The organism is Adhaeribacter pallidiroseus, assembly GCF_003340495.1.
Lineage (GTDB): Bacteria > Bacteroidota > Bacteroidia > Cytophagales > Hymenobacteraceae > Adhaeribacter > Adhaeribacter pallidiroseus.
Genome location: NZ_QASA01000001.1, coordinates 3733712 through 3751464, shown reverse-complemented (window position 1 = coordinate 3751464; position 17753 = coordinate 3733712). Strand labels below are relative to the sequence as shown.

16 protein-coding genes are annotated in these 17753 nt (G+C 43.0%); 6 read left to right on the top strand and 10 right to left on the bottom strand.

Annotated elements, in window-relative coordinates; translation table 11 throughout:
- Nucleotides 1-58 precede the first annotated feature (58 nt).
- From AHMF7616_RS14970 to AHMF7616_RS14960, 3 genes are all read left to right on the top strand, one after another.
- Nucleotides 59-895 (top strand): Rpn family recombination-promoting nuclease/putative transposase, encoded by an 837-nt coding sequence (locus tag AHMF7616_RS14970; protein WP_115373623.1) that lies wholly within the window; start codon nt 59-61, stop codon nt 893-895.
- A 180-nt stretch (nt 896-1075) separates the two neighbouring features.
- Nucleotides 1076-2575, top strand: a complete 1500-nt coding sequence (locus tag AHMF7616_RS14965) for a sugar ABC transporter ATP-binding protein (RefSeq protein ID WP_115373622.1) — start codon at nt 1076-1078, stop codon at nt 2573-2575.
- A gap of 95 nt (nt 2576-2670) precedes the next feature.
- Nucleotides 2671-3645: an ABC transporter permease gene (locus AHMF7616_RS14960; protein WP_115373621.1), complete on the top strand. Its 975-nt coding sequence runs from the start codon at nt 2671-2673 to the stop codon at nt 3643-3645.
- An 83-nt stretch (nt 3646-3728) separates the two neighbouring features.
- Here AHMF7616_RS14960 and AHMF7616_RS14955 read toward each other — a convergent pair whose 3' ends face one another.
- The 8 genes from AHMF7616_RS14955 to AHMF7616_RS14920 form a co-directional block, all read right to left on the bottom strand.
- The gene (locus tag AHMF7616_RS14955) at nt 3729-4187 is read right to left on the bottom strand and encodes a type II toxin-antitoxin system RatA family toxin (protein ID WP_115373620.1); all 459 of its coding nucleotides are present in this window, start codon (nt 4185-4187) and stop codon (nt 3729-3731) included.
- On the bottom strand, nt 4184-4696 hold the full coding sequence (locus AHMF7616_RS14950) for a hypothetical protein (protein WP_115373619.1): 513 nt from the start codon (nt 4694-4696) through the stop codon (nt 4184-4186). The genes AHMF7616_RS14955 and AHMF7616_RS14950 overlap by 4 nt, the downstream gene beginning before the upstream one ends.
- Nucleotides 4697-4755: 59 nt before the next feature.
- Nucleotides 4756-6330 (bottom strand): aldehyde dehydrogenase (NADP(+)), encoded by a 1575-nt coding sequence (locus AHMF7616_RS14945; RefSeq protein ID WP_233507577.1) that lies wholly within the window; start codon nt 6328-6330, stop codon nt 4756-4758.
- Nucleotides 6331-6368: 38 nt separating this feature from the next.
- Nucleotides 6369-7205 (bottom strand): fumarylacetoacetate hydrolase family protein, encoded by an 837-nt coding sequence (locus tag AHMF7616_RS14940; RefSeq protein ID WP_115373618.1) that lies wholly within the window; start codon nt 7203-7205, stop codon nt 6369-6371.
- Between the two features lie 215 nt (nt 7206-7420).
- Nucleotides 7421-8680 (bottom strand): DEAD/DEAH box helicase, encoded by a 1260-nt coding sequence (locus AHMF7616_RS14935; RefSeq protein WP_115373617.1) that lies wholly within the window; start codon nt 8678-8680, stop codon nt 7421-7423.
- Nucleotides 8681-8895: 215 nt separating this feature from the next.
- Nucleotides 8896-9387, bottom strand: coding sequence for a molybdopterin-binding domain-containing protein (locus AHMF7616_RS14930; protein ID WP_115373616.1), 492 nt, complete (start codon nt 9385-9387; stop codon nt 8896-8898).
- A gap of 500 nt (nt 9388-9887) precedes the next feature.
- On the bottom strand, nt 9888-10130 hold the full coding sequence (locus AHMF7616_RS14925) for a hypothetical protein (protein ID WP_233507575.1): 243 nt from the start codon (nt 10128-10130) through the stop codon (nt 9888-9890).
- A gap of 127 nt (nt 10131-10257) precedes the next feature.
- Nucleotides 10258-11565 carry an outer membrane protein assembly factor BamD gene (locus tag AHMF7616_RS14920; RefSeq protein WP_115373615.1) on the bottom strand — a complete coding sequence of 436 codons (1308 nt, stop codon included), beginning with the start codon at nt 11563-11565 and terminating at the stop codon, nt 10258-10260.
- 211 nt (nt 11566-11776) lie between these two features.
- Here AHMF7616_RS14920 and AHMF7616_RS14915 point away from each other — a divergent pair, with 211 nt between their 5' ends.
- Nucleotides 11777-12121 (top strand): cupin domain-containing protein, encoded by a 345-nt coding sequence (locus AHMF7616_RS14915; protein ID WP_115373614.1) that lies wholly within the window; start codon nt 11777-11779, stop codon nt 12119-12121.
- Between the two features lie 133 nt (nt 12122-12254).
- Here the strand turns inward: AHMF7616_RS14915 and AHMF7616_RS14910 are convergent, their stop codons facing one another.
- Complete coding sequence (locus AHMF7616_RS14910; protein WP_115373613.1) at nt 12255-12626, bottom strand: VOC family protein; 372 nt, start codon at nt 12624-12626, stop codon at nt 12255-12257.
- A gap of 103 nt (nt 12627-12729) precedes the next feature.
- Complete coding sequence (locus AHMF7616_RS14905; RefSeq protein ID WP_115373612.1) at nt 12730-14871, bottom strand: hypothetical protein; 2142 nt, start codon at nt 14869-14871, stop codon at nt 12730-12732.
- A gap of 248 nt (nt 14872-15119) precedes the next feature.
- Here AHMF7616_RS14905 and pyrF point away from each other — a divergent pair, with 248 nt between their 5' ends.
- Together pyrF and AHMF7616_RS14895 are read left to right on the top strand one after the other, a co-directional pair.
- Nucleotides 15120-15953 carry an orotidine-5'-phosphate decarboxylase gene (gene pyrF / locus AHMF7616_RS14900; RefSeq protein WP_115373611.1) on the top strand — a complete coding sequence of 278 codons (834 nt, stop codon included), beginning with the start codon at nt 15120-15122 and terminating at the stop codon, nt 15951-15953.
- Nucleotides 15954-16124: 171 nt separating this feature from the next.
- The gene (locus AHMF7616_RS14895) at nt 16125-17747 is read left to right on the top strand and encodes an AAA family ATPase (protein ID WP_115373610.1); all 1623 of its coding nucleotides are present in this window, start codon (nt 16125-16127) and stop codon (nt 17745-17747) included.
- Nucleotides 17748-17753 lie beyond the last annotated feature (6 nt).

Sequence of the window (17753 nt, the reverse complement as noted above, 5' to 3'; positions counted from 1 at the left end):
ATAGTCCCTGGATTATCGACCACAGGCTAAGGATTATGGACTATCGACTATTGAAAGAATGAAGGCAAAATACATCAATCCTTATACGGACTTTGGTTTCAAGAAAATTTTTGGGGAAGAAGCCAGTAAACTGTTACTGATTGACTTTTTGAATGCGCTTTTACCAGAGAAAAACAAAATTACGGACCTGACTTTTAAAAATACAGAACAGTTGGGCGAAGTGGATATTGACCGAAAAGCCATTTATGATATTTACTGTGAAAATGATAAAGGCGAAAAATTCATTGTAGAACTGCAAAAGGCCAAGCAAAATTATTTTAAAGAAAGAACCATCTTTTATTCTACTTTCCCCATCCGGGAACAAGCCGAAAGAGGCGAATGGAACTACAACCTGAAAGCTGTTTACTGTATTGGTATTCTGGATTTTACCTTTGCCGACTACGAACATGCGCCGCAAAAAAACGAGGTAGTACATACTATTAAGCTGAAGAACCAAAACGGCCAGGTTTTCTACGACAAACTAACGTATATTTATCTGGAAATGCCCAACTTTGGGAAGGCCGAGACAGAACTGGCAACTCGTTTAGATAAATGGTTGTATTTCATTAAAAACCTGGAAGACTTTCAAAGTATCCCGGCCATTTTTGCGGATGAAGTATTTGCGCAAGCTTTTGAGAAGGCCGAATTAGCTAACCTGGGACCAGTAGAACTAGATAAATACGAGAGTAGCTTAAAAATATACCGCGATTTAAAAGGGGTGATAGATACCGCGTTTGATGAAGGTAAATTAGAAGGGAAGCTGGAAGTAGCCAAGGCTTTAAAGGAGAGTGGGGTTTCGGGGGAGGTTATTAGCAAGGCAACTGGGCTTTCAGACGATGAAATTAAGCGCTTGTGAAAAAGAAGTAGTGCCTGACCCCAATGTTTATGTTGCTTGCAGAAGTAGGATGAAAGCACTTTATCTTTATTTTAAACCTTATTTTTAATCTGAAATTTAAAAAATCGATAGGCAAAAGCAACCCTAGCGGATTACAAGTACAACCGAGTAAAATTTTTTTACTATAAAATTTAAAAATTCTTGCTGCTTTCTTTAGAAAATATCAGTAAAAGCTTTGGGCCGGTAAAAGCGCTGAAAAAGGTGCACTTACAGGTAACACAAGGCGAAGTGCACGCCTTAATCGGGGAAAACGGGGCGGGTAAAAGCACGCTCATGAAAATTTTGAGTGGCGCTTATACCCCCGATAGCGGCACCATGCAATTGGCCGGACAGCCCTATACGCCTTCGTCGCCGGCGGCGGGCCGGGACTCGGGGATTGCCATGATTTACCAGGAATTAACGCTGGCTCCGCATCTGTCCATCGAAGAAAATATTATGCTGGGCCTGGAGCGTTCGTCGTTTGGGTTTGTGCAAAAGCAGCGGCAACGGGTAAAAGAAGCTTTAAACTGGTTGGGTCAGGGCCATTTAGATATGGGTATGCCGGTAAACCGACTGAGTTTAGGGAAACAACAGCTCATTGAAATTGCCCGCGCCTTAGTTATCGAATCCCGGATTGTGATCTTGGACGAGCCAACCAGTTCGTTAACCGCCGAAGATGCCCAGGCTTTGTTTGGGGTGATCCGGAAGTTAAAAGAAAATAATATTTCGGTGATTTACATCAGCCATTTTCTGGAAGAAGTAATGGAAATAGCCGACCGCTATACCGTTATCCGCGACGGCGAATCCATTACTTCCGGAAACGTAGCCGAGGTAACTATCCCGGAAATTATCCGGCACATGATCGGGCGTTCCGTCGAAGATTTATACCCGCATATTCCGCACGAATTGGGCGAACCGGTGCTTACGGTGCAAAACCTGGTTACCATGCCGTATCACAAACAAGTATCGTTCACGCTCCGGCGCGGCGAAATTCTGGGTATTTCGGGCTTAGTGGGCGCGGGCCGCTCCGAAACCATCCGCAGCGTTTTTGGGCTGGAAGTTGTAAAAAATGGCCAGGTTAAAATTAAAAAACATCCGGAGTTAAACGCGGTGTACCTTAATCCGGGCAAAGCTTTGGCTACCGATTTAGATCTGCTCAGCGAAAACCGGAAAGAAGAAGGATTGGCCTTAAATTTATCGGTGGCGGCTAATATTACGTTATCGGCGCTTAAAAAATACAGCAAATTTGGTTTATTAAATTTAAAAAAAGAATACGAAACCGCAGCTAACTGGTCGGAGCAAATGCGCATTAAATGCCGCGATCCCAAACAAGCCATTGGCAGTCTGTCCGGCGGGAACCAGCAAAAAGCCTGTATTGCCCGCTTGCTGCACCACGATAGCGACATCTTTTTCCTGGACGAACCTACCCGCGGCATTGATGTGGGCAGTAAAGCCGAAATTTACCGGCTAATTCAAACCTTGGCGGCGGCTGGTAAGTCGATTATTGTGGTAAGTTCTTATCTGCCGGAATTGTTAGGCGTTTGCGATACGTTGGCAGTGATGTACCGGGGACAGATGTCGGAAATTAAACCCGTAAGTTCCTGGACCGAGCACGACATCATGCTGTACGCTACTTCCGGGGCCGGTGTTAATGCATACTAATACAATATGTGGGTGGTAAACCATTGGAAAATTTAAAAAACTGGTCTTTTTTCCGGAGGCAATGCCCAATCTTATATCCTTGCTATTATTAAACTATGAATAAAGTTTTAGCTAAGTTCGGCCCTTTTTTCGGGCTTTTGTTTGTTATCATTCTGTTCACGATTCTTTGTCCGCCGCAGTTTAATTCGTTCTACAACGTAAAAACCATTCTGACGCAAAGCGTAATTGTGGGCATTGCCGCCTTCGGCATGACCATGATTATTATTTCGGGCGGCATTGATTTGAGCGTGGGCTCGCAGATTGCCTTGGGGACCGTAGTTATTGCCACGGTTATGAATTTAGGAGCCGGACCGGAAGCTTCGTCGGTAGGCGGGATGCTGCCTTTAGTGGCGGCTCTGGCAGCCATTGCGGCCTGTGCCTTGTGCGGGTTAATTATTGGTTCGTTTATCGCGCGGTTTACCATTGTGCCCTTTATTGTTACCCTGGGTATGATGCAGATTGCCCGTGGCACCGCCAAATGGATTGGGAAAGAACAAACTATCAGCACGCCACCTAACTGGCTGCAGGATTTAATGTTACTCGATCCGGAGCCATCGTGGCTGATTTTTGCGCCCGGCGTCTGGATTACGATCTTGCTGTTTGTGGTGTTGGCGGTTATTTTAAAATATACGGTATTTGGCCGCCATATTTTTGCGATTGGCTCCAACGAACTCACGGCCCGGCTCTGCGGTATTAAAGTTAATTTAAATAAAGCCTTGATTTATACCGTAAGCGCGTTGTTTACCGGCATTGCCTCGGTAATGCAATACAGTAACCTTACGGTAGGCGACCCCACGGCTGCCAACGGCATGGAACTCGATATTATTGCGGCGGTAGTGATTGGCGGAGGATCATTAAGCGGTGGTGAAGGCAGTGCTTTAGGTTCAATCATCGGCGCTTTAATTATGGCGGTTTTGCGGAATGGCTGTAATATGCTCGGTTTACCCAACTACGTACAGGAAATTATTATCGGCTTCATCATCGTGGGTGCCGTTCTGATTGACCGGTTAAAGCACCGCATCAACGCTTAATTTTAAAAAATCACCCAAAGTTTGATCTTTCTAGCAAGGCGGAATTGCCTTTATTTAGAAATAGTATTGACCGAAAAGTAAGATCAGGCTTTTGGATGTTCTTGTTCTATACAGTTTTTTAAATCCACCAAGCGCTGACGCACGTTACTCTGTAAAATTCTTTTGATGCGTTTCGTAAAAAGATTAAAGGGAAAACGTAAAGAAAAGGAATACAAGAAAATTACTTCAGTTTGGGATGCTCTTATTTCTTTAAAGGTCCACGATCCTGAAAAAGAGCGGAACATAAACGGGCCTTTCGTCATTTTTATAGCGGTTACTTTTGGGCGGTTAAAGGAAACATACTCGGTTTCCATTCCCAGTCCGTTTTTCGCCACACAATAAGCTTTAACACCTTTAGCCGCTTTTAAGGCCCCTTCTATAAGGTCCGCTTTTTTTAAAAAAGTATCCCAGGTAAGTCGTTGGGAATAGTCTTGGGTATAATCAAATACTATTTCAGCCCCTTGTTGAATGATAATGGTCTCTGAAAATTTAACCAGTTTCATGATTCAGCATTCTTTTTAATAGAATGTAACAAGTAGCGCTGAAAAGCTTTTAAAATAATTTTGATTGGTGCCTGTAATAAAAAGGAATACCTTTTATCGATACTATATTCGGTGGTGAGTTTTAGAGTCGTGCTTTGCTCTTGATTTTTTAAAAAATAAGCACCTTTTAGCATTCTGAAAATACCTGTTTTTAGTTCAAAAAAATAACCCACCCGAAAACCTTCTTCCGGATTAAACGAAAACGAATACTCCTCCAAAGGTTTCCAGATGATAATTTCTTGAATAAACTTTTTACCCGTACTAAAATAAGCAATCCGCTGCCCACCTGCTCCTTCCGCAATAATTTCGGCACTTAAGGGTTTAGGTACATCCAGCAATCTAAAAAGCAGCGGGTCCGAAAATTGCTCTATTTTTACTTCCGTTATGTTCTGCCAAATTACCTCAGGCTTGCCATTAATTTCAATGGAAGCAGCAATAGTTTTAACTATGTGGCGGTTAGCAGTAGGCACTTATTTTAATGTAAAGGCATTTCTTTTGAGTTACTTTGGGTCAAATTTTAAAATTTCTTTTAAACCGCTGCTTGCGTTTGCTGCCCGTTCACGTTGCGCCAGATACCCAACGGATTGCTGTTCTTTAATTCGGCCGGAAGAACCTGGTCCGGAAAGTCCTGGTAACATACCGGGCGACTGAACCGGTAAATGGCCGCGGTACCGACTGATGTAGTACGGGAATCGGTGGTAGCGGGGAACGGACCGCCGTGCACCATGGAAGCACATACTTCTACGCCCGTCGGGAAACCGTTAATCAGCAAGCGACCTACTTTTCTTTCCAGGATATAAATCAGATCCGCGTATTCTTCTAAATCGGCGGGGGTGGCTTGTAGCGTGGCGGTTAAGTGTCCGTGTAAACCGTGGGCAATGTCCATTAATTCAGTTTTACTGCTGGCCGAAATGTACACCGTAGAAGGCCCAAATACTTCTTCCCCAATTTCGGGATTAGCTAAAAAAGTAGCAGCATCGGTTTGTAAGAAATGCGGCGTGCCGCCACAAACGCTGCTGTTTACAATACCTTTGGCTAACACCGAAATACCGGCGGTTTCGGTGAGCCGGGCAATGCCGGCATCAAAGGCTTTTTTAATGTTGGGGGTGAGCATGGTACCAGCGGCTAAACTGGAAAATGCTTCCGTGGTTTTAGTAACAAATTGCTCGGCCTCGGCCGATTGCTGCGCTACTACTAAACCCGGATTGGTGCAAAACTGACCTACGCCTAAAGTTACCGAAGCGGCTACTCCCTGCGCTAAATTGTCGGCGCGTTCTTGGAGGGCACCTGGTAAAATAAAAACCGGATTGGTACTGCCCATTTCGGCGTACACCGGAATAGGTTCCGGACGGCGGTTAGCCGCATCAAATAGCGCTTTGCCGCCGCGGTACGAGCCGGTAAAACCAATAGCTTTGATTAACGGATGCTCTACTAGGGCCATGCCAACGGCGGTTGACTCGCCGTGTACCAGGGCAAAAACACCTTCCGGCATATTCGTAGCTTGAGCGGCCCGAATAATAGCGTCGGCAATTAACTGCGAAGTGCCCGGATGCGCCGGGTGGCCTTTTACTACCACGGTGCAACCCGCGGCCAAGGCTGAAGCCGTATCGCCGCCCGCCACCGAGAACGCCAATGGAAAATTACTCGCGCCAAAAATTCCTACGGGCCCCAGGGCAATGTTCATGCGCCGGATATCGGATTTTGGTAAGGGCTGGCGATCCGGGATAGCCTTATCAATGGTGGCATCTACCCAGGAACCTTCGCGGAGTAAAGCGGCAAATAAATTTAATTGCCCTACCGTGCGGCCGCGTTCGCCCTGCAAACGGGCCGCCGGTAATCCCGATTCTTCCTGCACCAAGGTTAACAGCGTATCCCCCAAAGCTATTATTTCTTCCCCAATTTTCTGCAGAAAGTCGGCCCGTTCGGCCCCGGATTTTTTCCGATAAATTGTAAATCCTTTTTCGGCTTTTTCTACTGCCGCGGCAACTTCTTCCGGGGTACTTTCGGTAAATTCCTGGGGCAAATATTCACCTTTGGCCGGATTAAAACCCCGGAAGGTTTTAGGTTTGGCTGTAGCTTCGGTCATTTTATCGTTATTCGTCATTCTTGCGTAATTTTTTAAAATTTAAACCTCGGAGCTGGTTACCGTACGTAATTCACTAAGGTCCCAATCGGATCAATGCTGATCCGGATTTCGTCGCCGCTCTTTAAAGTAAAATCATTGGGAGGTACAATGCCCGTACCCGTCATTAAATAAGCGCCGTGACTAAAACTGCATTCCCGGAATAAAAATTCTACCAGTTCTTGGTGCGTACGTTTAATCTGGTTGATGCTGATGGTATCCGAGAATACTGTTTTTTCTTTGCGGGCAATTTCTAAAGTAATATTCCCGTCTTTGTTAATTTCGGTATCGGTGAGATATATACACGGGCCAATGGCCGCGCTGTTATCATAAGTCTTGGCCTGGGGTAAGTACAACGGGTTTTCGCCTTCGATGCTGCGCGAGCTCATGTCGTTGCCGATGGTGTAACCGGCAATCTGGCCTTTGCTGTTGATGAATAAGGTTAATTCGGGTTCCGGCACGTCCCAGGTAGAATCCTGCCGGATGTGCACGGTGCCTAAGTGACCTACCGTGCGAGCGGCGGTAGCTTTAAAAAATATTTCCGGGCGTTCGGCATCGTATACTTTATCGTAAAAATCGCCCCCGCCGGCATCTTTCGATTCTTCCATGCGCGCGTTCTTGCTGCGGTAGTACGTTACCCCCGCTGCCCAGATTTCCTGCCGCACAATCGGTACCAATAATTCCTCTTCAATTAACCGTATCCCATTGGTTTCCGGTCGAAGCCGGGTGATTTCTTCGTTTAGCTCTTGGTACAGATTTTCCTGATTTATAAACTTGTCCCAGTCCGTATCCTGCGAAAGATAAAACGATTGCTCTTCCTCGATGAGAATGCCGGTTTTAAGGCGATAGATTTTCATAGCAGTTGTTGTTAAAAGTACACAAACCTTTAAATATAAGGGTAGCAAACGAAAAATGGCGATCTTACTCGAAAAAATTAAAGACTAATCTACTTTACTCGCATAATCCGCCAGAACTTTCACCCCCGGCAATAAAAAAGCCGTCGTTAAAACCCAACGACGGCTGTAGATAGATTTAAACCGGAATTACTTTCGATGAATCTGTTTTGGAATTGTTAACTTTTGGCTTTAACCGGATTGCCCCACCGGCGCGGTGCTTTTTTAAAATTTCCCGCATTTCTGGAGTTACTTAAATTACTTTTAACAGGCGAAGCGATGGCGGTGGTGTGCGCAAGCGGTACCATTGGGTAAGGATGATCGTGCACTACCGGAATGGTTTTAGCAATTAGTTTATTAATATCCCGCAGGTAAGCTTGCTCTTCGGCGTCGCAAAACGACCAGGCAATGCCGTTGGCTCCCGCCCGGCCCGTCCGGCCAATCCGGTGTACGTAGGTTTCGGGTACGTTCGGTAATTCAAAATTTATAACGTGCGTTAATTCTTCTACATCGATGCCGCGGGCCGCAATATCGGTAGCCACCAACACCCGGGTTTGTCGGGTTTTAAAATTAGTTAGCGCCCGTTGCCGCGCGTTCTGCGATTTGTTCCCGTGAATAGCTTCCGCGCCAATACCAGCCCGGTTTAAATCTTTCGCTACCCGGTCGGCACCGTGTTTGGTGCGGGTGAAGATTAAAGCCGTCTCGATAGAAGAGTCAGCCAACAGATGCAGCAACAAAGGCTTTTTATCGTTTTTCTCGACGTAATAAACCGCCTGTTCAATGGTATTAGCGGTAGATGAAACCGGAGTTACCTCTACTTTTACCGGATTTACCAAAATGGTATCAGCTAGTTTTACAATTTCGGGCGGCATGGTAGCCGAAAAGAATAATGATTGCCGTTTAGTAGGCAGTTTCGTTATAATCTTTTTCACATCGTGCACAAAACCCATATCCAGCATGCGGTCGGCTTCGTCCAGCACGAACATGGTTAAATGCTGTAAACTAACAAAGCCCTGGTTCATTAAATCGAGCAACCGGCCCGGAGTCGCAATTAAGATATCTACACCAGCGCGTAAAGCATCGGTTTGGGCTTTTTGCGGCACGCCGCCAAAGATTACCCGGTGCCGCAAGTTGGTATACTTGCCGTAAGCGCCAAAACTTTCGTCAATCTGAATAGCTAATTCCCGGGTAGGCGTTAAAATTAAGGCTTTGATGGGCCGGTAACTTTTACTCGGGGTTTGTTGGTTATGCAACAATTGTATAATAGGTATGGCAAAGGCGGCCGTTTTACCGGTTCCGGTTTGGGCACAACCTAATAAATCGTGTTTGTTTAATAAAATAGGGATCGATCTTTCCTGGATAGGGGTAGGATGGGTGTATCCTTCGGTTTGGAGAGCTTTTAAAATAGGCTCAATTATTTGTAAATCCGTAAATAACATTCTTGTGTTTTTAATAAGCCGGATTTGATTTTAAAATTCCGGCTAATGGGTAGTATTCTATTGGTAAAAAAGAGAGGACTCGTGGTGGTCTAACTCATAAGCTTTGTTTTGTCCGTTTGGTTCATTTTCGGGAATTCTAAACCTAACGGGCGGCAAGGTACAATAAAAAAAGGTAGATTAGTTAATCTACCTTTTTACCGTTGCCATTTTTACTTTTATTTGTTTGTATTCCATTCTTCGTACTGCAAGGTGTTAATATCGGGGCTAAAGGTTTTCCGGATACTTACCTTTTTATCTTCTTTGATTTCTACGTTGGTGTAAGAATAAGCCTGGCTGCCTTTTTGATCGGACTTATTAATAAAAACATAAACCAGGTATTTGCCCGTTACTACTTTTTCTTTCATGTTAATACCAATGGCGCCATATTCGGCACTCACGTATTTGTTGGTATTTTTATCTAAAATCCGTCCCAGGTAAATCTCTGATCCGGAAGCCGCTAAATCTAAATTGCGGTCATCCGTTTTCCACATCCAGATGGTGCATTGAACGGCTTCGCGGGTAGTTTTGCCCGTAGCCGGATCCAGGGTGTTTTTATAAACACCTAAATCAATATCGCCGGTGGGAATAGGTTTTACGTCATCCTCTTTTTTGCAGCCGCCAAATACCAGTAAAGTCAAAAGGGTGAGAACAGAAAATAAATTTTTCATAAATGTTTTAATTTAGGTAATAAATAGAATCACCATCCGCACTAAAAGCAGCACCAATGGCATATAGTTTTTTTATTATATGAAGTAAAAACCATGCCAACCACGGTATTTTTACTTCATAAATATTAATTATTGTAAATAAAATGTAAAATTTTTAATATTGAAGAGTTTAGAAAATAAAATAGTGAGGTAAAACGTTTACTTTACTTGTTTTAGATTTTACCAAGAAATGAGTTTAACCACCAGGGTTGCTTAGTTCCTGATAACTGCGTAAAACACCTACCCGAACGGCATAGGGCTAGCAGAAATTTAGGGAACAGTATTAGTAAAGACAGGAATGTTTAAAAGCAATACTTGTACAAAATTATCGCGTAAAGTAAGGACGGGGATTTAAACAAATTTTAAAAAACCGCCAAGGTTGGCCAGTACAAATAACCAACCTTAAACTGGCTGGTACTTGTTTTAAGGCCGGAGCAAAGAAAAATTAAACTGCGCTTGTTTTATTTTGTTCGTAGGTTGTTTGCGGTGCTGCCATCCAGCTGTTCCGCATCCCACTCGTTTTCGGCGCCAACATTGCCTGCTTCTTCTTTGCCTTCGTATTCCTGATCAAAAATATCCGCGTCGGTTTGTTGGCTGGGCAACGGATCCGGATTGTTGTTCGCGATTACATTGCTTTCGTCGGCATTCGTAATAGCATCGTTATCAAGGGGTGGTTGTATTGGTTCGGTTTTATTCGTTTCCATAATATGGCTTTTTAATCGTTTACGAAAAAACAGCTAACCCGATGGTCTTTATTTTTAATTATGCCCGAACCAGCCGGCGTAATTTTAAAAAAATAAAGAAAAGTACTTGAAATGGATTAGGGAAGCATTACTCTTTGGCCGATTTATTGGCTGCTCCGGCCCGTAAGGTTACTTTATCCGAAACTAAGGTTTTAGCACCTTGTTTAATGGTAGCAATGGCCTTATCGATTTTATACCCTTTGTTTTGAAATTCGGCTCGATGGAGTTCCAGCACATCAATGGCTTTCTGGCGTTGATTGGCCGCCAGCAAAGGCTGTACTTTTAACAGTAATACTTTTAAAGCCTGATCGGTGGGAGCCGCTAATTTTAAATAAGCGTCCACCTGGTCGTCCTGAAAGCCTTGGAAATTGTTCAGAAGCATGTTTAACCCGAAAGTAGCTAATTCCACATCGTTTTGCACGTCGTTTTTGTAAGGGTAATCCGGATATTTGGTTAAAAACTGGGTATAAACTTCGGGGTCGCCGCTATCGGTGTATAAAATATAAATCTTATTCCAGGCTTCGTAGATTTTTTTACTTTTCGGGTAGCGCTGAATGTAACGCTCGTACTCCGGAATTGACGGAAAAGACGTGTATTTGGCGAAAATACTGTCTTCGGCAATTTTTACAAATTTGCTGTCCGGGTAATTGGCAATGTAGGCTTCGTAACTGGTTTCGGTGTCGTCGGCGGTTAAATGTTTAAAAAGCGCCACTTCGTATTTTTGCTTGGCTTCATCGATGTACGGACTTTCGGGGTAATTATCGATGAAAAATTTATAGGCTTTGTGGTCTTTCGATTCAGTGGCTTTGGTGTAAATTAATTTATCGTACTTCTTTTTAACGGCTTCTTTGTTCTTCGAATTGGGGTATTTTTTTAAAAATTCGCTGTATGCTTTATCGGTATTTTCGCGGATGGTTTCTTCAAAAGCCAGATCTTCTTTTAATTCGGCGGCCTTATCGTAGAAAAGCGAGGTTTTGTGCACGTCCAGGTATTCCTGCAAAGCTTCCATGTTTTTTTTCTCCGCTACCGCTACAAAAGTTACGGAGTCAATTTGGTTTTGCAGGTTGGTAAGGGCTTGCTCGTCTATTTTTTGTTTTTGCAGCTTTTTTTTAACTTTTTCGTTTGCTTGCGGGTAGGCTCCTTTGGCATTTATAATGTGCACGTAAGCTTTTTCCAAATCGTGCGAAGCAAATTCCGGTAAGCTCAACAGTTTACTCAGGCCGTACAAAGCCGCCACATCATCGGGATTTTTTTCGAGGGCTTCGTTAAAAATGCTGAGAGCTTTGTCGTAGTTCTTCTTCTGCAAGGCTTTCAGGCCATCCTCGAAGGCTAAGGCCGGGCCCCAAATACCAATTAATAAAAAACAGCAAAAAGAAAGACGTAAAAAGGCGCGCATGTACAGGAGTAAAAATGGATACTAAATTAAAAATATATTCTACTAATTTACAAACCAGATGCTGGAATTGATTTGATTCTTTAAATAGATACTACGAATGACGGTTCTTGGTTTTATCCAGAATCAAAAACCCATCGTAGATATCAATTATTTGGTAATAAGCTTTTATTAAGCGCCTTAGAGTTGTAATTTTTAAATTTTTCGCAAACGCATGCCCGTACAAACCTACCATACTGCCGCCGTAGAAATTATTGCACCCGGCGTTACTCGCCGCTTGGTGTACACGCCACATTTAATGACGGTAATCATTGATTTCGCTAACGGTCCGCAAACCGAACCCAATCCGATGCACGCGCACCCGCACGAGCAAACTTGCTACGTTGCCGCCGGCGAAGTATTGTTTTTTTTAGAAGGGGAAGAGCCCGCCCGCTTACAAGCCGGCGACGTGTTTTACGTACCCTCTAACCAAAAACACAGCATTCAACTACTCACCGAAAGCGTAAGATTAGTAGATTCTTTCACACCCATTCGCGAAGATTTTTTGCCGAAATTTTAAAAAATAGATTGGTTTGCAGACCGGTATAATGAATTAATATGAATCAAAAGAATAGGCTAAAGTACCTGGGTGATTTTTTTAAATAAGTAGTACCCGCACAACCAACAACGCGCCACTACGAACCACCAACTCTTTAATTTGGTAATTCGGTAAATTCCAGAACATGGCCGTCGGGGTCGTTCAGAAAAATTTGCCACATGCCATCGGGGCGTTTTTTCGGGCCCATGAAAGAAATGCCAACTGCCCGTAAATGAGCTTCGGTTTGAGCAATAGAATGTACTTTTAAGGCAAAATGATTGCCCCGGTGGTGGCTGTGTACGGCTTGGCCGCGGTCGCCGATCAAATGCAGTTCCTGGTGCGGACCCAAGGCGAACCAAGCCCCCGGAAAATCAAAAGCCGGGCGGGGCAAGGAACGAAACCCCAGCAGTTCCCCGTAAAAACGACAACTAACCGCTACATCCTGTACGTGCAGCGCCACATGATTTAACTCCAAAATAGTAAGCATAAGCAAAACCAGGTTAAGTAAAAGATTAAAAATTTAAAAAACAGGAGCAAACAGATGCGTGTTCCTGAAACTAATGATTGGCCGTCTGCCGCTATAACTATGTTTAAAACCGCACCCGGATGCCCGGACCCAGGAAATAAAACCACGGATCGGTTTTTTTCGAAATAAAATAACCGCCGCCCAAATACAGCGGAAAAGTAAGTTTGGTATCGCGGGTAGTTGGGTAAAGCGCCCCAATAATAACGGCACCAATGTCGCGGTCCACGTCGGGGCTGCTGCTAAAGTTAAACGCATTCAGCGCCAGAAAACCCGCGCCTACTTTATAGGGCCGGTAGCGGGCAATTTTTTCGGGATGGTAAAAACTCATCTGCGCAATCATCGCCATAGAAATACCGCCTAAATCGCCGTAACCGGCTTCCCCTTGTTTTTTTACGAGCAAACCCGCCGGAAACGATACATCAATATCAAACTTGGTCCGGCGCCGGAGTACCAGGTCTATTTTCTTCACAATGCCCTCGTCGCCGTATTTGTCTTTATCGTGCCGGATGGTTATCTCGAGCCGCGACCATTCGTCTAAATCGTAGGTTTTGCGGCCCAGAATGTTGTTTAAACTTATATCACCGAGCAGGCAATCTTTGCCGCCGTAAAAAGCATACCGCGGGGAGTTTTCGCCGGGGCAAATTACAATATCTTCGATGCGGCGCTGGTCAATTAATTCGTTCCGGCTGTTGGTTACCCGTACATCCAGGTTTAAATACTGGCGGCCATACAAGGTTGCCTCCTGATCAATTATACTGGGGTTAAACGAAAAAACAACGTCTTTTAAAACGTGGTCGTAGAATAAAGGCCCATCCAACAACGATGCTACCGCGCGGGTTTGATCGCCGTAATTAATCGAGATAAAATCGAAGGAGCGCGGGCGCTGGTATTCGCGTACGATTAACGAATAACTGGTAATGGCTGCCCGGTTGTAAATGCCGATTCTTTTCCGTTTAATGTTTAGAGGCACTTTTAACTTATAAATTAAAGCAGTTTCGGTGCGCAGCGAAGAATCGGAGGTAATATCGGTAAGGTCGTCGAACTGAAAGCGGGCTTTGTGCAAACCTTCGCCCTCGATGCGCAGGTTAATCGTTTCGCCGGGGTTTACGGTAAGGTTGCTGGTCCAGTCGCCGCCTTCGTGCAAAACCTGAATGTTTTTAATAGCAGCCTTCGGCGTAATGGAAAAGTTAGTAATGAATTTAGTCTGGTCGCCGTCTTTTAGGTACAAATAGCCTTCGGAAATCCGGTGAAAGTTGTATACGCGCAGCCAGCAAAGTACCCGGTTATTGGTTACGGTATTGCGGGTAAATAATTCGGCAATTAACACGCCGCCGGGTTGTTCCTGGTCTTCGATGCGGTAAGTCTTTTGTAAGTTTATCGCCCAATTGTTGTCAATCATTACCTCCACGCCCTTGGTGCGCGTAACTTCGTCGGCGGTAATTTCTTTTTTATCAATGTTTATAAATTTAAGCCGGCTGGCTTTAACTGTAAACGTTTTTTGCAGGAGTGGTAAAAGGTATTGCGGTTTGCGGTAATTATTTAATGAAGGTTTGTTGGTTTGCAGCGGCAGTTTTAAGGTGCGGGCACCGAGGGCATTGGGCATTACGTGCAGCCGCAACAGGCCGTTACTTTCGGATAAGCGGTAATCCAACCCATCGCTTTTTACCCAATCGGTTTGTAGTCTTATATTTTTGAGGTTGTTGGTGGTTAGTTCAAAAATTTTTTCTTCACCCACGTATAACTCGGTATCGTTTCTGGCAAACTGCACGGTAGTATTAGTAACCGGAAACAATTTTTGAATTTCGACGCGGGGCGGCGCCGTGGTAGTGTCTTGTATGGAAAAAGTAAAGTTGAGAAATTGAGCAGCAGTCAGATTTTTAAATTTAACCTTTACTTTAAAGTACTGGTTGTTCACGTTTACCACCGAATCCATTAAATCGTAATCGGCCGAAGCTGCCAAAGAAAGATTATAAATGGCCGCCATGTTTACCGGGTACAGGTTTACCTCGGCAATTTCATCGTCGTTGTCGTACGTAAAAGCTAGTTGCGGTTCGCCGTTGGCGTAAATGGTGTTCTGATTTCGGCTGTAAACCGCGGTATCTACTTTTAAAACCACGTCTTTTAAAAACGAGTTTTGCGCCAAACTTGGCGGTAAATACCCGAACCAGATTAAAAATAAAACAAAGTAAAATTTCTTAATAGGCATTTACGCAGGAGTAAAACAAAATTTTTAAAAAAATCAGCAAATCGAAAGGCTTCGGTTTAAAATAAGTGTTATCTAAAAACGGGCTGGCCTAGCAACTTTAGAGCGGAGTAAAGTTACGGGTAAAACAATATCGGAAAAGAATAGCGCGGGAAAGATATTTAACAAAAATCAGAATCGTGGGCCGCAGGTAAAGCCCGCGTAATATTTTTAGTAGTTTTACGCTTGCTATTATCTAAAGCATTGCCCCCATGACCAAAGAGGAATTATTTACCCAGATCAAGAAAAAACAATCGTACTTATGCGTGGGCCTGGACACGGATATTCAAAAAATTCCGGCGCACCTGCGCAATACCGAAGACCCGGTTTTTGAATTTAACCGCCGCATCATTGATGCTACCGCCGACTTGTGCGTGGCCTATAAACCCAATATTGCTTTTTACGAAGCGCTTGGGCCGAAGGGCTGGGTAAGTCTGGAAAAAACCTTAAACTATATTCCGGAAGATATTTTTACCATTGCCGATGCCAAGCGCGGCGATATTGGCAATACCTCGGAGCTCTACGCCCGGGCTTTTTTTGAAAATTTAAATTTTGACTCGATTACCGTGGCGCCGTACATGGGCGAAGATTCGGTAAAGCCGTTTTTGCTAAAAACGGGCAAATGGGTGATTTTACTGGCGCTTACTTCTAACCCCGGCAGTGCCGATTTTCAACTGCTGCAAACCGACGATGGTACCGCCGATTACTCCCGTTGCCTTTTCGAGAACGTGCTGGCAACCAGCAAAGCCTGGGCCTCCGACGAACAATTGATGTACGTAGTTGGCGCTACCCGCCCCGATTTTATTCAGCGGGTGCGCGAAATTGTACCTGATCATTTTTTGTTGGTGCCCGGAGTAGGCGCGCAGGGCGGCAGCCTAGCCGAAATTTCCCGGTTGGGCATGAACCAGCACTGCGGTTTACTGGTTAATTCCTCGCGTAATATCATCTATGCTGCATCGGGTCCTGATTTTGCCGAGCAAGCTCGTTCTGCCGCGTTGTTGGTACAACAGGAAATGGCGGATTATTTAAATCAGTACTTAGGGTAGATTAATGAAGTAAATATGGTTGTTGATTGTAATATCCATTAAAAGGTTTTTAAGTATGAAAAAGCAATATCCATAACTTCATAAGAGTTTGCCTAATTGTAAAGCATTTAACCTCTTGTAAATCAATAATATAAGTAATATAATATCTGTGTAATACTATTTTGCAAATAGATGAAAATAAATAAGATTGAATTAAAAAACTTTAAAAGGTTTACTGACTTAACTATTTCGGACATTCCTGAAACAGCAAAACTGGTTTTATTAATAGGTTCAAATGGTTCTGGCAAATCTTCGTTGTTTGATGCTTTCGATTGGTTAACAAAAGGCCCATATAAAGGTATGCCCTATAGCCATGATGAAGCATCCGATTACTACAAAAAAAAAATCAATGAAGAACCAAAAGTAGTGGTAAACTTTACCAGTGGCGATTTGATTGAAAAAACTGGTTACAGCGTAATTAAAGGAACTGAGCTTGTTAAAAATTTTATAGGAAGAAGCAGTGTTCGTATAGTACCTAGAATTTCTAATGATGCCAACCCCTCTGCTGTATCCACCGATATGGATAGTCCCACTACCTACATTGAAAATGATACCCGTTTTATCAATGATGTATTTCTTTATATCCAAAAAATAAATCAAGCTTTGAGAGAGCCTGTATTTAGTGGTAAACAAGCAGATACTTTAAAAATTTTTAGAGACTTTATTGAGCCATTAAATAGTTCACTCCTTAAAATATTCGGAGGCGACGCAACTACAACTATTCAAATTGCAGAGTTTCAAGATGCCACTCCTAGTACGCCAGCCAAGTTGATTTTTAGAAAAGGAGAATCCAAAATCAATTATGATTTGTTAAGCCATGGTGAGAAACAAGTAATTATTTTACTTATAAATTTTATAGTAAGAAAAGAATATTATAGAAACTCCATAATTTTTATTGATGAGATGGATAATCATTTAAATACTGTTTTACAAGCAAGTTTATTGGAGGAGATAGTTACTAAATGGATCCCGGATGATTCTCAACTTTGGACTGCTTCTCATGCTTTAGGTTTTATAGACTACGCCAGAAGTAGTGATACAGCTGCAATCATTGATTTTAATTTGATAAACTTTGACACCAAACAAGAACTAATACCTCTCTCTAAAAATAAACTAGAAGTTTATGAAATAGCAATTCCCAAAGCAACTATCGCTTCCATTCTTAAAGGATATAAACTGGTTATAGTTGAGAATAAAAATGATGAACATTTTAATGCAGCTCTAGGCCAAGATGGTTTCTTGTTTTTACCGGCAAATAACAACCGAGAAGTTTTTTTGACAGTCAAAAGCGACAAAGATAAATTAGGATTAAGAGATAGAGATTATTTAAAATCGGAGGAAATTGAGAAAATTAAAGGTCAACTGCCTAATTTAAAAATATTACCTCTTTCTACCTTTGAAAATTACATCTATCACCCCGATAACATTGAAGTCTTAAATTATGCTGAATTTAATAAAGAAGAATATATTGGCGAAATCTTAAGACAGAAGAATGAGAAGCTGATTGACATAGTAAGTGAAATCGGCACATCACGGACGCATTATATTGAATTTAAAGACTGCATAAAAGATGATGGTAATATTAAGCCAATTACGGAAGCACTAAAGAGTAATATATTCAATGACTTTTATCCTTTTTTCAACATGAAAAAGCATTTTAATAAAAAATATCTTACAAAATTTAATTATACAATTAGCGACTTAGCCAAAACCCAGTGGTTTAGAGGTGAAATTTTAAAAGTAATCAACAGCTAGATTATT